Origin of the sequence: Janthinobacterium sp. CG3, assembly GCF_000344615.1 — a bacterium.
Lineage (GTDB): Bacteria > Pseudomonadota > Gammaproteobacteria > Burkholderiales > Burkholderiaceae_D > Janthinobacterium.
In genome coordinates this window covers 190,839-205,024 of sequence record NZ_KB467824.1, presented here as the reverse complement: position 1 = coordinate 205,024, position 14,186 = coordinate 190,839, and the positions used below count along the sequence as shown (strand labels likewise).

Genomic DNA, 14,186 nt, shown 5'->3' with positions numbered 1-14,186 from the left:
AAACGTATTTCAGACATCAATGGTGAAAATGGGTGTGGCCGTGGTCGTGGCTCGGGTCGGTGCAACCGGTGATCTGGTCCACCAGGAAGTCGACCACCTGGTCGAACGGCACCGTGCTCTGCTGCTGACCCTCGTCGGAGGCGCGCAGCGCCTTGACGTTGGCCACGTGCTGCGTCACCTCGTCTTCGCCGAGGATGACGGCGAAGGCGGCGCCGCTGGCGTCGGCTTTTTTCATCTGCGTCTTGAAGCTGCCGCCGCCGTTGCTAGCTGCGCAATGTAGCACAACGTCGAGGCCGGCATCGCGAATCCGTTCGGCCAGCACGAAAGCCTGCAGTTGCGCGCCCTCGCCCTGGTGCACCATATACACGTCGCACTGGCCCGGCAGCTCCGGTTCGCCGGCCGCTTTCATCAGCAGCACCAGGCGTTCGATGCCCATCGCGAAGCCGACCGCCGGCGTCGGTTTGCCGCCGAACATTTCCACCATGCCGTCGTAGCGGCCGCCGGCGCAGACGGTGCCTTGCGAGCCGAGCGCGTCGCTGACCCATTCGAACACGGTGCGGTTGTAGTAGTCCAGGCCGCGCACCAGGCGCGGGTTGATGGTGAACGGCACGTTGTTGTGGTTCAAGATCTTCTGCACGCCGTCGAAGTGGGCCAGCGATTCGGCGCCCAGGTAGTCGAGCAGCTTCGGCGCGGCGTTGACCAATTCCTGCATGGCCGGGTTCTTGGTGTCGAGGATGCGCAGCGGATTGCTGTGCAGGCGGCGCTTGGCCTCCTCGTCGAGCACGTCCACGTGGCCTTCGAGGTAGGCGATCAGGTCGGCGCGGTGGCGCAGGCGCTCGCCGGCGTCGCCGATCGAGTTCAGTTCGAGACGGATGTTTTCCAGGCCCAGGTCGTCCCACAGGCGGCGGCACAGCATGATCATTTCGGCGTCGATGTCGGGGCCGGTGAAGCCGACCGCCTCCGCGCCGAACTGGTAGAACTGGCGGTAGCGGCCCTTTTGCGGGCGCTCGTGGCGGAACATCTGGCCCTTGTACCACAGCCGTTTCGGGCCTTCGTAGACCAGATTGTGCTCGACCACGGCGCGCACCACGCCGGCGGTGCCTTCGGGGCGCAAGGTCAGGTTGTCGCCGTTCATCGAATCGGTAAACGAGTACATTTCCTTTTCGACGATGTCGGTGACGGCGCCGATGGCGCGCGCGAACAGCTTGGTCTCTTCGACGATCGGCGTGCGGATCTGCTGGAAGCCGTAGCTTTGCATGATCGACTGGGCGGTGTTCTCGAACAATTCCCACAGCGGCGCGTCGGCCGGCAAGACGTCGTTCATGCCTTTGACGCCGGTGATTTTCTCTGCTTTTTTATTTTCTGACATAGTGTTCTTCTATTCCGTGGTTCGGTGGGGCCGCGTGTGTCGGGTTGCGCCTTCGGCTAACCCGACCTACGTTGAAGCCGGCGCACGCGGCGCCATGATGCGTTTATTTTCCGTAGTGGCTCTTCACGTACGCCAGCACGATGTCCTGGAATTCCTCGACGATGCGCTCGCCGCGCAGGGTCACGCTTTTCTGGCCGTCGACGAACACCGGCGCGGCCGGCGACTCGCCGGTGCCCGGCAGGCTGATGCCGATGTTGGCGTGCTTCGACTCGCCCGGGCCGTTGACGATGCAGCCCATCACGGCGACGTTCATCGCTTCCACGCCCGGATACAGCTTCTTCCATTCCGGCATCTGCTCGCGCAGATAGGTCTGGATGTTGTCGGCCAGCTCCTGGAAGGTGGTCGAGGTGGTGCGCCCGCAACCCGGGCAGGCGATCACCATCGGCGCGAACTTGCGCAGGCCCATGGTTTGCAGGATCTCCTGCGCCACCACGACTTCCTTGCAGCGGTCGCCGCCCGGCTCGGGCGTCAGCGAAATGCGGATGGTGTCGCCGATGCCCTCTTGCAGCAGCACCGACAGCGCCGCCGTCGAGGCGACGATGCCCTTGCTGCCCATGCCGGCCTCGGTCAGGCCCAGGTGCAGCGGGTAGTCGCAGCGGCGCGCCAACTCGCGGTACACGGCGATCAGGTCTTGCACGCCCGACACCTTGCACGACAGGATGATCTGGTCGCGTGCCAGGCCCAGCTCCTCGGCGCGGACGGCGTTCTCCACCGCCGACGTTACCAGCGCCTCGTACATCACCGCCTGCGCGGTCCAGGGGTCGGCGCGCATGGCGTTCTGGTCCATGATGCGGGCCAGCAAGGCCTGGTCCAGGCTGCCCCAGTTGACGCCGATGCGCACCGGCTTGCCGTACTTGCAGGCGGCCTCGATCATCTGGGCGAACTGGGTGTCGCGCTTGGCGCCCTTGCCGACGTTGCCGGGGTTGATGCGGTACTTCGACAGCGCGCGCGCGCAGTCCGGGTAGTCGTTCAACAGCGTGTGGCCGTTGTAATGGAAGTCGCCCACCAGCGGCACGTCGATGCCCATTTTATCCAACTGCTCGCGGATATACGGCACAGCGGCGGCGGCCTCGGGCCGGTCCACCGTCAGGCGCACCAGCTCCGAGCCGGCGCGGGCCAGCTCCTTGATCTGGATGGCCGTGCCGACGGCGTCGGCGGTGTCGGTGTTGGTCATCGACTGCACCACCACGGGGGCGCCGCCGCCGACGACAATGCGGCGCTGGCCGTGCGCGATCAAGACGCTGCGGCTGTCGCGCCGGCCCGACGGGCCCGATCCGATGGCTGTATTCGAGGAGGACATATTATTGAATGTTTAAACGTGAAGTGGTACCACCCGGCACCGGCGTCAGTTCCAGCTTGGCGCCGCGCAGCTTGGCCTCGACGCCGGCCGGCTTGCCGACCACCAGTTGCACCGGCTCGGTGATGTTGAATGTTTCCGTGCCGCCCGCCTTGACGATGCGCGAAATCAGCGGCGCGCCACCGCTGGCGCGGCGGATGTCGACCCAGGAATCCTGCGCCACGGTCAGCACCAGCGCGTTGGCGGTGGCGGCCGGGGCGGCGGCGTCGACGGCCGGCGTCGGCGTGCCGGCGGAGGCCGGCGCGGGCGCCGTCGGGTTGGCCGGGCCGGGCACCGAAATTAGCGGCACCGACGTCGTTTGCAGCGGCGCCAGTTCCTGCCCCGGTTTTATCAAGGTGGTTTCCACCGGCGCGGTGCCGACCGGCGCGGGGGCGCTGGCGGCGACCGGCGCGGCGGCCTTGTCGGACTGCGCGAACATGGCCGGCGAGATATAGCCGAACTTGTAGGCCAGCAGCGCGGCGGCCACCGCCGCGGCCACCGCCGCGACGATCCACACGGTCGGTTTGGTCGACGAACGCTGCGTCATCGACGGGAAGCGCGCCTCGGAGAACGAGGCGGAAATCTCGCGTCGCGCCGGCGCCGCTTCGGCGCTGGGGGTCGGATTGACGTCGATCATCGCCACCAGCGGCACCGGGTCCAGCTTGACCACCTTGGCGTAGGCGCGCACGAAGCCGCGCACCACGGCCAGGTTCGGCAGCGAAGCGAAGTCGCCCTCTTCCAGCGCGACCACTTGGCGCGGCGCCAGCTTGAGCTGGTCGGCCACGTTTTCGACGGTCCAACCCATGGCTTCGCGCTGCGCCTTCAATTGCGCTCCGGGCGCCCCCAGGTTGCCCTGGGACTGCGGCTGTTCTGCCCACTCTGAATTCATTGGTATCCCTGTCTCACTCATCAAACGCCCCACGTTGATAAGCAGCATATTCGGGCGAGGCGGAATGATGGCGGCGCAATTGCGTCGCCATGCTTGCTTCCGCACCCGCATCACCGAGCTGATGCTGCACCTTGATCGCGAGCCACAGCACATCGGCCGTCAGGCTCTCCATTTTCGCTATTTTCGTCAACCGGGAAATGAACAACCCGGCTCGCGCGTAGTCGCGCCGTTCGTAATAGACCCGCGCCAGGTTGACGTTGGTCGCCGGCAGGTCGGGCGTGCTCTTCAGCGCCTGCAGCAAGTAGCGTTCGGCGCCGGCGTTGTCCTTGAGCTGCAGCCCGCACGAGCCGGCGTTGTTGTAGGCCTGGCCCGGCGACTGGTAGGCCGGGTTCTTCAGCGCGGCGTCGAAGTAGGCCATCGCCTCGGCGGCGCGGCCGTTGCGGCACAGGAAGGAGCCGTAATTATTGCTCAGGTCGGCCTGCTGCGGCGCCAATTTCAGCGCGCGCAGGAAATTATCCTCGGCCAGCGCGTTCTGGCCCATGCCCATGTAGATCAGGGCGCGCACGCCGTAGCCGTCGGCCAGGTTGGGGTCGGCCTGCAGGGCCTGCTTAACCTCGTCCAGCGCCACTTCCAGCTGGCCCTGCTCGTAGTAGCCGGCCGCCAGTTGCAGGCGGATCGCCGCGCGCTTTTGCTCGGCCGACTGGTCCGAGCTGGTGGCCAGCTCGGCCTTGCCGCTCTGGCCGACGCCACCGCCCGCCGCGCAGCCGCCCAGCAGCGCGGCCGCGAAGGCGGCGGCCAGGGCCAGCGTGCGGCGGTGAGCGAAGCCCCTCATCAGGAACGGATCTCCACGATCTTGCCGAAGTTGGCGCCGAATTTTTCCTGGTATTCGGCCATTTTTTCCATGCGCTCCTGGACGCGGGTGCGGTCCTTGACCTCGCCGGCCAGCTGGCCGCAGGCGGCGTCGATGTCGTCGCCGCGGGTCTTGCGCACGGTGGTGACGATGCCGGCGTCCATCAGGATCTGCGCGAAGGCCTTGATGCGCGGGTTTTTCGAGCGCAGCAGGCCGGACTCGGCAAACGGGTTGAACGGAATCAAGTTGAATTTGCACGACACGCCGAACTGGCGGTCCTGCACCAGCGCCACCAGTTCACGGGCGCACTCGTCGGTGTCGTTGACGCCGTCGAGCATGCAGTATTCGAAGGTGATGAAGTCGCGCGGCGCGAATTCGAGGTAGCGTTTGCACGCCGCCATCAGTTCGGCCAGCGGATATTTTTTATTCAGCGGAATCAGGCTGTCGCGCAGCTTGTCGTTCGACGCGTGCAGCGACACCGCCAGCGCCACCGGCACTTCCTGCGACAGCTTGTCCATCATCGGTACCACGCCCGAGGTCGACAGGGTGACGCGGCGGCGCGACAGGCCGTAGGCGTTATCGTCGAGCATCAGCTTGAGGGCGGTGACGGTCGGCTCGAAATTCAGCAGCGGCTCGCCCATGCCCATCATCACCACGTTGGTGATCTGGCGCTCGCCCTTCGGGCCGGGTTCGATGCCCTTGGTGCGGCGCAATTCGAATTCCGCCATCCACAGCTGGCCGATGATCTCGGAGACGCTCAGGTTGCGGTTGAAGCCCTGCTTGCCGGTCGAACAGAAACGGCAGTTGACGGCGCAGCCGGCCTGGGTCGAGATACACAGCGTGCCGCGGTTTTCCTCCGGGATGAACACGGTTTCGACCGCGTTGCCGTTACCCACGTCGACCAGCCACTTGCGCGTGCCGTCCAGCGAGGTGTGGTCGCTGATGACGGCCGGCGCGCGCACTTCGGCGCGGGTGGCCAGCTTGTCGCGCAGCGACTTGGCCAGGTCCGTCATGGAATCGAAATCGGCGGCGCCGAACTGGTGGATCCAGCGCTGCAGTTGTTTGGCGCGGAACGGCTTCTCCCCCAACTCGGCGCAGTAGGCGATAAGTTGCGCGGGATCAAAATCCAGCAAGTTGGTGAGGGTAGCGTTCATATTCGTTTTCAAAACAATTCTAAAAATCCATTCCCGCGCGCAAGGCGCGGCGGGAACGGGGGTGTATCAGTGTAACGGGTGCAACTTAGGCTGCGAAGCCTGGGAAGAAGTAAGCGATTTCAACCTTGGCGGCGTCGACGGCGTCGGAACCGTGCACGGCGTTAGCGTCGATCGATTCAGCGAAATCGGCGCGGATCGTGCCTTTTTCCGCTTTCTTAGGATCGGTTGCGCCCATCAGGTCGCGGTGGGCCAGGACGGCGTTTTCGCCTTCCAGGGCCTGGATCATGACGGGACCGGAAACCATGAAGTCAACCAGATCCTTGAAGAAGCCGCGCTCTTTGTGAGCGGCGTAGAAACCTTCAGCTTCTTCGCGCGACAGCTGGGCCATACGGGCAGCGACGATCTTCAGGCCAGCGCCTTCAAAACGGCTGTAGATTTGACCGATGACGTTTTTTGCAACTGCGTCTGGTTTGATGATCGACAGGGTGCGTTCGATAGCCATGTGTAAAAACTCCAATAAAAAGAAAGGTTTAAAACAAGAAATTGATAACTCAATCAACCTTCGATTTTACCATACAACACCCCCTGCAACCCAGAATCGGCCCACGGGAGGGGCGTTTTCGCCGCCAAAGCCTGCGCTTAATTGATTCTTAAGCCAGTATTTTTGTGAAAAACCGCAGCCGTGCTATGCTTTGAACAAGTAGTAACCTGATCCAACGAACTCGGAGGCATTATGACCCAAAACATGCAACGCACCTACGACATGACCGGAGGCATGCAGCAAGTGCGCCACCGCGTACTGCGCAATACTTATTGGCTGCTGGCGCTGTCGATGATCCCAACCGTGCTCGGCGCCTTCATCGGCGTGCAAATGCACCTGCCGATGTTGGGCGGCGGCATGGGCATGCTGCTGTTCATGGCGATCGCGTTCGGCTTCATCTTCGCGATTCAAAAAACCAAGGACTCCGGCCTGGGCGTGGCGTTCCTGCTCGGCTTCACCTTCTTCATGGGCCTGATGCTGACGCCGATCCTGACCCGCACGCTGGGCTACTCGAACGGCGGCATGCTGATCATGACCGCCTTCGGCGGCACCGCCAGCATCCTGGCCGTCATGGCCAGCATCGCCACGGTATCCAAGCGCGACTTCTCGGCGATGGGAAAATGGCTGTTCGCCGGCGTCATCGTTCTGCTGCTGGCGTCGGTTGCCAACATCTTCCTGGGCATGTCGGCGCTGTCGATCGTGATCTCGGTCATGGCCATCGCCATCTTCTCGGCCTACATCCTGTATGACGTGCAGCAGATCATCAACGGCGGCGAAACCAACTACATCACCGCCACGCTGAGCATCTACCTCGACGTCTACAACATCTTCACCAGCCTGCTGTCCCTGCTGGGCATTGGCGGCGGTAGCCGCGACTAAGCGACGCGGCAACGCGGCGTCAAAAAGCCGACCTTCGAGGTCGGCTTTTTTTCGTCCGAGTTTGTCGCAGACGCGGCGAACAACACTTAAAACTCATGGTTAGCGGGGTAGTTGCTGTAGAAGTCGTTGTCCCAACGGAAGTTGGTAAAGGCCACCGTAGCCGAGGTCTCCAGCCCCTCGACGAAGTGCCAGCAACCCACCGGCAGGAACAGGATCTCGCCGCGCTCCAGCACGCACTCCAGCATTTGCGCCTGCGCCGCGTCCGGGAAGCGGCGGAAGTCGAGCTTGCGCCCGTCCAGCTGCGTGAAGCAGTGCTGCTGGTTCGACAGCTTGGCCACCTCGCACGCCGGGATGATGCGCAGCCGTTTGCGCCCCATCACCTGGGCCATGAAGTTATTCGTCAAGTCATGGTGGAACGGCGTGACGGTGCCGGCCGGACCCAGCCACAAAAAGCCGCGCCGGCCGGCGTCCTGGCTCAGGTACTCCGGCAGCTGGCCGATATCGGCCCACAGCTCGGCCAGCGACTGCCGGTTCAACGAGTCGTTGTTGGCGGTCATGTAAAAATCGTTGCCGCCGCCGCAGTCGCGCACCAGGTCGACGTAGTCGCCGAAGGGCATCTTGCGTTTGTGCGCGACACTGTTCATTTCATAGTTGTCGTCGGCGTTGCGGCCGAATTGGACTTCGACGTCGCGCCCGGCAAAATTTTCGCGGAAATAGTCCAGACTCCATTTCCGCATCGCCGGCCAGTCATCCATCATGCCGGTGATGATGACGGGCTGATTCGCCCGGTAATACTCGGACAGGAACTGGTCCGCCGACAAGCGGTGGCGGCGCTCGATGCGCGGCGCCCGCAGGCGGTTCAGCTTGCGGTAAATGTCGAGCACCCAGTCGCGCTTGGCCAGCCGGTTGCGCAACCGGGCCGCGCCTTCGATGTACGGACTGCGCAGCGCCTGCTCAAGCTCGGCGGCGGCGTCGCGCTCGGCAATGCCGGCCTGCACCAGGATCGGAATCAGGCTGGCGGGATGACTGCCCAGTATCAAGTTCTCGGCAATCCAGCGCCGCCATTCGTGGCTTAACTCGGTTGGCGGCGCGGTGTTTATGGCACGCATACGGTCCATTTCTATCTCCTTCCTACAATGACGAAAAAGCGGCGGACATGGTGATCATGTCCGCCGCCCTCACCTGCCACTACGGATTAATGCGCTTTCCATACCTCGGTGGCAAGGACGCCGTTGGCGTCGCCGTCCAGCTCCCACGAAAAGGCGCCGCGCAGGTTCTGGTCCTTGATGTACTGGACCTTGGTGGCGATAACCGTTGGATCGTCATAGCTCCACCACTGCCCGCCGGCGCCGGTGTACAGGTACAACTGCTTGGTGAGCGGATGGTAGTAGCGGGTGCCGGCCTTGGCCACCAGCACCTTGTAGTCCTCGATGCCGGTTTCATAGGCGCCGGGTGCGCCGCCGGTGCCGGTCTGGTACAAGCCGTCGCCTTTCGGGCCGGCCGGCACGCCGGTCCAACCGCGACCGTAGAACGGAATGCCCAGCAACAGTTTGTTGCGCGGCACGCCGGCGCCGATCATGTACTGGATCGCCTTGTCGCCGACGTATTCACGCGCCACGCCAACGGACACGTCGGCCGGATCGGCGTACAGGTGCGCGTTGAAGTTGGTCGTGTTATCCCAGGCTCCATGGAAGTCATAGGTCATGACGTTGATCCAATCCATGTATTGCGAGTACAGGGCCGGCTCGGTGTTGTCGATCTTGTCCTTGCCGGCCCCGACCGCCGCCGTCAACAGGTAGCGCTTGTTGTCGGCCGTGCCCAGCGCGTCGAGTTGCGCGCGGAATTCGGCCATCAGCAAGGTGAAGTTGCGCTTGTCGGCCGGGTTGTAGCCGTTGTACGGCTGGCCGCCCGCGACCGGGTATTCCCAGTCGATGTCGATGCCGTCGAAGACGCCCTTGGCGGCGCCGACGCCGCCACGGCCTTCCTGCACCGGCAAGTTCCCTTTCAGATAGATATTGATGCAGGAACTGACCATTTGCTTGCGCAAGGCGTCGGTTGCCGATCCGGCCGAGAAGTTTTTCGACCAGCTCCAACCGCCCAGCGAAATGATAACCTTCAGTTTCGGATGCAGCGCCTTCAGTTTCCTCAACTGCAAGAAGTTGCCCGACAGCGGAGCGTCCCAAGGAATCACCTGGCCGTCGACCGTGCGCTTCGGCGTACGGATGTAATCGGCCTCGGCATCCCCGCCCGTGCCGGCGTCCGGCGCGTTCGGGTTGGTGGCGCCCGGCTCGGCCTTGGTGATCATGCCGCACTCGTAGCCGCCGTTTTTGGCGTAGATGTTGCCGAAGGCGTAGTTGATGAACGTCAGCTTGTCGGCCACGCCGCTAGTGTGGACGTTCGCCACTTCATAGTCGCGCCCGTAGACGCCCCATTGCGCGAAATACGAACCGACTTCCCTGCCGGCGACCGGCGTTGGCGTCGGCGTCGGTGTGGGCGGCGTCGGGGTTGGCGTGGGTGTTGGCGGAGTCGGCGTCGGCGTCGGGGTTGGCGGCGTCGGCGTCGGCGTCGGGGTTGGCGATACCACGCAGTCGCTGACCTTGGTCCATGGTTTGCCGGTGCCGGCGTCGCCGCTATTGGTCGACGGGACGTCGCCCTTGGTCCAGTAGTTCGATTTGTAATTCACACCCGCATAGGTCACCGTCGTGCCACCGCCGTAGGCTGTGTCCGCGCTCCACGCGGCGAAACAGGCCGCCGGGGTTGGCGTCGGCGTCGGCGTTGGTGTCGGCGTTGGTGTCGGCGTTGGTGTCGGCGTTGGCGTTGGCGTTGGCGTTGGCGTCGGCGTCGGCGTCGGCGTCGGCGTGTCGCCGCAGGTGCCGCCGGCGGACCACAAGCTCGGCGTCGCAGCCGGATTCCATCCGGCGCCAACGTGGTCGGTCTGCGTTACCAGCGCCGTGTAGTTGGACCCAAGATAGCTGACCACCGTGCCGGCGGTGTAGGTGCCGCCGTCCTGCCACAGCACGCAAGACGTCACTGTCGCCGCAAATAATTTGCTTTGGGTGGCCGGCGCGTCACTGCCGCCGGTGCCGCCGCCGCAAGCGGCCAGAATGCCGCCGCTGGAAAGGCACAGTACGATGTTTCTGATCTTATTTCTTATTATAAAGTTTTCCATGATGTCTCCTCTGTCGTTTGGCGGAACCCCACTCCGCGACTCTTCCGGCTGAAAGCGCTCCCGTAGTTGACGATGCGTTGTCGAGGCCGAGCATGTTGCGGAAACAACTGGTGGTCAAGTGGTTTTATAGTGGCATCAAAACCAGTAATACCAATTGTGAGGCAACCATGTATTAAGGAAAAATCAATGCTGCGTTTGCAATAAACGGCAGGAAATCCGCGCCTGGATTGCTTCGGCGCGCACGCGCCGGCGCACACCCGGCATAGGCGGAATCAAACGGGGAATCGAGAAAAAGGGAGCGCCGCGGCCAAAGGTAGCCTATGCGCATGAAAATTGTCCGGGGAGCAAAACCCAGACCAATTTCCAGCGGATTTGAAGTGGTATGGAAGGCCTTGCGCCCTCCTCCGGTATCGCGACTGGCGGCCGGGCCGGCCGCCAGCCATTGCCGGCGTTAAACCAGCTCGAACACCGCCATCGATTCGACGTGCGAGGTGTGCGGGAACATGTTGACCACGCCCGCCTGCTTCAGTACATAACCGGCCTCCAACGTCAGGATGCCGGCGTCGCGCGCCAGCGTCGACGGGCTGCACGACACGTAGACGATGCGCTTTGGCATCATGTCGGGACGGCTCTGGCGCAGGCCGGCCAGCGCCTGGCACACCGCCATCGCGCCGTCGCGCGGCGGATCGATCAACATGCGGTCGAACTTGCCCAACGCGATCAAGTCCTCGGTCGTGACGTCGAACAGGTTGCGCGTCGAGAACGAGGTCTTGGCCGACAGGCCGTTGGCCTTGGCGTTCGCCAGCGCGCGCTCGGTCAGCGTGGTGCTGCCCTCGATACCGACGACTTCGCTGCCCTGGGTGGCCAGCGGCAGCGTGAAGTTGCCCAGGCCGCAAAACAGATCGGCGACGCGGTCTTCCGGCCGCACCGCCAGCAGGCGCAGCGCCTTGGCCACCAGCACGCGGTTGATGTGGTGGTTGACCTGGGTGAAGTCGACCGGCTTGAACGGCATTTTGACGCCGAATTCCGGCAGCAGGTAATACAGTTCCTTGTCCAGCGGATAGAACGGCACCGCCGTTTCGGGCCCTTTGACCTGCAACCACCACTGCACGTCCCAGGCGTCGGCGAAGGCCTTGAGCTTGGCTTCGTCGTCGGCCGTCAGCGGCGCCATGATGCGCAGCACCATCGCCGTGGTTTCCTCGCCGACCGCCAGTTCGATCTGCGGCATGTGCTCGAAGATCGACAGCGAGCCGATCAGCGCGCGCAGCGGCAGCAGCATCGCCGACACGTGCGGCGGCAGGATTTCGCAGCTGCTCATGTCGGCCACGAAGGCCGATTTCTTTTCATGGAAGCCGACCAGCACGGTGTCTTTTTTCTTGACGTGGCGCACCGACAGGCGCGCGCGGTAGCGGTAGCCCCAGGTCGGGCCGTACATCGGCCGCATCACCGTTTCGGCGCGCACCTTGCCGATGTGCCACAGGTTGTCTTCCAGCACGCGCTGCTTGATGGCGACCTGGGCCGACGGCTCCAGATGCTGCATCGAGCAGCCGCCGCAAATTTCGTAGTGCACGCACTTCGGCTTGACCCGCATCGACGATTCGCGGTGCAGCGCGGTCATGCGCGCCGCTTCCCAGCTTTTCTTTTTCTTGAAGGTGAGGAAGCTCACGCGCTCGCCCGGCAGCGCGCCTTCGACAAACACCACCTTGCCCGGGGTGCCGTCCTCGTTTTCCAAATGGCCGACGCCACGGGCGTCCATGTCGAGCGATTCGATTTCGATGATATTTTCTTGCATAACGATCAGTATGTAAAAGTGGGCCAGGCGCGGATGGGATGGGGTGTGCGGACGCCGCGAGCGGGGCGTATGATAGCAGATGCGGCTTTGGGGGGGCGGGCTTTAAACCAGGGGCAAGGGCCGGCGCCAGGGCGAGAAGGTCGGACCCCGAGGGCCTGGACCCGGGGCGGCGGCGCGCTTATAGCAGCGAGTCGCGCACCACGCCGCGGGCGGCCATCGCGCGCTTGAGCTTGACCAGCGCCTCTTGCTGGATCTGCCGCACCCGCTCGCGCGTGACGCCCATTTCCTCGGCCAGCGTTTCCAGCGTGGCCGGGTCGTCGTTGTCGAGCCCGAAGCGGCGCATGATGACGACGCGCTGCTTGTCGGGCAGCTTGGTCAGCCAGTCGCGCACCAGCACCGTCATTTCGCGGTGCTCGGCGCGGGCGTCGGGGCCGGCGTCGGCGTCGCCCGGCAGCATGTCCATCAGCGACGACTGCGGGTCGTTGTCGAGCGGCGCGTCGAGCGAGGTGGCGTGCTCGGACAGCGCCAGGATGTCCTGCACCTCCTCGACCGTGCGCCCGACCAGCTGGGCAATGTCCTCGGCGGTGGCGTCCTTGCCGTTGTGGTGTTGCGCTTCGAGGTGGTATTTGCCGCGCAGGATCTGGTTCAGCTCGCGCACCATGTGCACCGGCAGGCGCACCGTGCGCGCCTGGTTCATGATGGCCCGCTCGATGCTCTGGCGTATCCACCAGGTGGCGTAGGTGGAAAAGCGGAAGCCGCGCTCGGGCTCGAACTTGTCGATCGCCCGCATCAGGCCGATGTTGCCCTCCTCGATCATGTCGAGCAGGACCACGCCGCGGTTGATGTAGTGTTTGGCGATCGACACCACCAGCCGCAGGTTGTGTTCGATCATGGTCTGGCGCGCCTCGAAATTGCCCTGCTTGGCCAGGGTGGCGTAGTGCACCTCCTGCGGCGCGCTGAGCAGCGCGCGCGTGCCGATCTGGTTCAGGTAGTGCTGGGTGGTGTCGGTCGACAGTTCGGCCGCCAGCACCTTCTTCAATTCGTCGACGCTTTCCAGCGCCGCCCCGACCTCGACCGCGCCGTCCTCGTCCGCCGCCTCGCCGGAGTCGACCGCCATGTCGTCGATGGACTCCTCCGGAAACTGGTCCGGTGCCGTATCGTCTTCCAGCTGGTCGGGCGGCATGTGTGTCATTGCGGTATCTAACGGTTAGGCAGGAATTTCGAAGGATCGACCGGCTTGCCCTGCTGCCTGATTTCAAAATGCAGCTTGACGCCGTCGGCGTCGGAGTCGCCCATTTCGGCGATCATCTGACCCTTGTTCACGCTCTGGCCTTCCTTCACAACGATGCTGCGGTTGTGCGCGTAGGCCGACAACAAACTATTACTGTGCTTCACAATAACGAGATTACCATATCCGCGGATACCGCTGCCGGCATACATGACTTTACCGGAGCCGGCCGCCATCACCTGCTGGCCGGCCCTGCCGGCGATGTCGATGCCCTTGTTCTTGCCCTCGTCGAAGCTGGCGATGATGCGCCCTTCGGACGGCCACATCCAGCTCAGCTTGTCGTCTTCGGCGCTCGACGAGGCGGCGGCCGCGGCCGCAACCGGAGCGGCGTTGGCGGCGGCCGCCGTTTCGCGGTCGGCGTTGCGCTCGGGCCTGGCGGCCACGGCCACGGCGGTGCCGGCGGGCGCGCCGTCGACGCGCTGCAACTCGGCCAGCGCGGCGTCGGTGTAGGCGCGCTTGTCGCCGCGCGGCCCGTTCTTCTTCGGCAGCGCCGGCGCCGGCGGCGGCCGCACTTCGACCGGCGGCATCGCCACCGCCACGGTCTGGGCGCCCGAGCCGGCTTCCGGCGGCTGCACGCGCAGCACCTGGTCTACCTTGATGTCGTTCGGATTGGACAGGTTGTTCCAGGCCACCAGGTCGCGGTAGTTCTGGCCGTATTCGAGGGCGATGCGGATCAGCGTGTCGCCCTTCTTGACGGTGTACAGGGCCGGGTCGCGGTCCTTGCCGTCGTCGGCGATGCCCTTGGTGGCCTCGACCGAGGTGCGGTCGACAACCGGCGCGCGGTTCGAAGTCGAGCTGCAGGCGCTCAGCAGGCCCAGCGAAATAGTCAGTACGGCAATGTGGCTTTTTTTAGTCATTC

At 64.2% G+C, this 14,186-nt stretch carries 12 protein-coding genes; 1 reads left to right on the top strand and 11 read right to left on the bottom strand.

Annotated elements, in window-relative coordinates:
• Window positions 1-16 precede the first annotated feature (16 nt).
• The 6 genes from hisS to ndk all read right to left on the bottom strand — a co-directional run bounded on the left by hisS (window position 17) and on the right by ndk (window position 6,160).
• On the bottom strand, window positions 17-1,369 hold the full coding sequence (gene hisS, locus JANGC3_RS0100955) for a histidine--tRNA ligase (RefSeq protein ID WP_026132383.1): 1,353 nt from the start codon (window positions 1,367-1,369) through the stop codon (window positions 17-19).
• Window positions 1,370-1,472: 103 nt separating this feature from the next.
• Complete coding sequence (ispG, locus tag JANGC3_RS0100950; RefSeq protein WP_017874602.1) at window positions 1,473-2,729, bottom strand: flavodoxin-dependent (E)-4-hydroxy-3-methylbut-2-enyl-diphosphate synthase; 1,257 nt, start codon at window positions 2,727-2,729, stop codon at window positions 1,473-1,475.
• Between the two features lies 1 nt (window position 2,730).
• The gene (locus JANGC3_RS0100945; protein ID WP_026132382.1) at window positions 2,731-3,654 is read right to left on the bottom strand and encodes a helix-turn-helix domain-containing protein; all 924 of its coding nucleotides are present in this window, start codon (window positions 3,652-3,654) and stop codon (window positions 2,731-2,733) included.
• 13 nt (window positions 3,655-3,667) lie between these two features.
• The gene (gene pilW / locus JANGC3_RS0100940) at window positions 3,668-4,486 is read right to left on the bottom strand and encodes a type IV pilus biogenesis/stability protein PilW (RefSeq protein ID WP_017874600.1); all 819 of its coding nucleotides are present in this window, start codon (window positions 4,484-4,486) and stop codon (window positions 3,668-3,670) included.
• Entirely contained in the window at window positions 4,486-5,658 is a 1,173-nt protein-coding gene (rlmN, locus tag JANGC3_RS0100935; protein WP_017874599.1) for a 23S rRNA (adenine(2503)-C(2))-methyltransferase RlmN, read from the bottom strand. Before rlmN ends, pilW begins: the two co-directional genes overlap by 1 nt.
• Window positions 5,659-5,743: 85 nt before the next feature.
• Entirely contained in the window at window positions 5,744-6,160 is a 417-nt protein-coding gene (gene ndk / locus JANGC3_RS0100930) for a nucleoside-diphosphate kinase (RefSeq protein WP_017874598.1), read from the bottom strand.
• Window positions 6,161-6,391: 231 nt separating this feature from the next.
• On the opposite strand from ndk, the gene JANGC3_RS0100925 reads away from it, so the two are divergent.
• Window positions 6,392-7,078, top strand: coding sequence for a Bax inhibitor-1 family protein (locus tag JANGC3_RS0100925; RefSeq protein ID WP_026132381.1), 687 nt, complete (start codon window positions 6,392-6,394; stop codon window positions 7,076-7,078).
• An 86-nt stretch (window positions 7,079-7,164) separates the two neighbouring features.
• Here the strand turns inward: JANGC3_RS0100925 and JANGC3_RS0100920 are convergent, their stop codons facing one another.
• The 5 genes from JANGC3_RS0100920 to JANGC3_RS0100900 form a co-directional block, all read right to left on the bottom strand.
• Window positions 7,165-8,196 (bottom strand): cupin-like domain-containing protein, encoded by a 1,032-nt coding sequence (locus tag JANGC3_RS0100920; protein ID WP_017874596.1) that lies wholly within the window; start codon window positions 8,194-8,196, stop codon window positions 7,165-7,167.
• Between the two features lie 77 nt (window positions 8,197-8,273).
• Complete coding sequence (locus JANGC3_RS34025) at window positions 8,274-10,247, bottom strand: glycosyl hydrolase family 18 protein (protein ID WP_081611722.1); 1,974 nt, start codon at window positions 10,245-10,247, stop codon at window positions 8,274-8,276.
• Window positions 10,248-10,698: 451 nt separating this feature from the next.
• On the bottom strand, window positions 10,699-12,039 hold the full coding sequence (gene rlmD / locus JANGC3_RS0100910; RefSeq protein ID WP_017874594.1) for a 23S rRNA (uracil(1939)-C(5))-methyltransferase RlmD: 1,341 nt from the start codon (window positions 12,037-12,039) through the stop codon (window positions 10,699-10,701).
• Window positions 12,040-12,217: 178 nt separating this feature from the next.
• On the bottom strand, window positions 12,218-13,231 hold the full coding sequence (gene rpoS, locus JANGC3_RS0100905; RefSeq protein ID WP_026132379.1) for an RNA polymerase sigma factor RpoS: 1,014 nt from the start codon (window positions 13,229-13,231) through the stop codon (window positions 12,218-12,220).
• 8 nt (window positions 13,232-13,239) lie between these two features.
• Window positions 13,240-14,184: a peptidoglycan DD-metalloendopeptidase family protein gene (locus JANGC3_RS0100900; protein WP_017874592.1), complete on the bottom strand. Its 945-nt coding sequence runs from the start codon at window positions 14,182-14,184 to the stop codon at window positions 13,240-13,242.
• Window positions 14,185-14,186 lie beyond the last annotated feature (2 nt).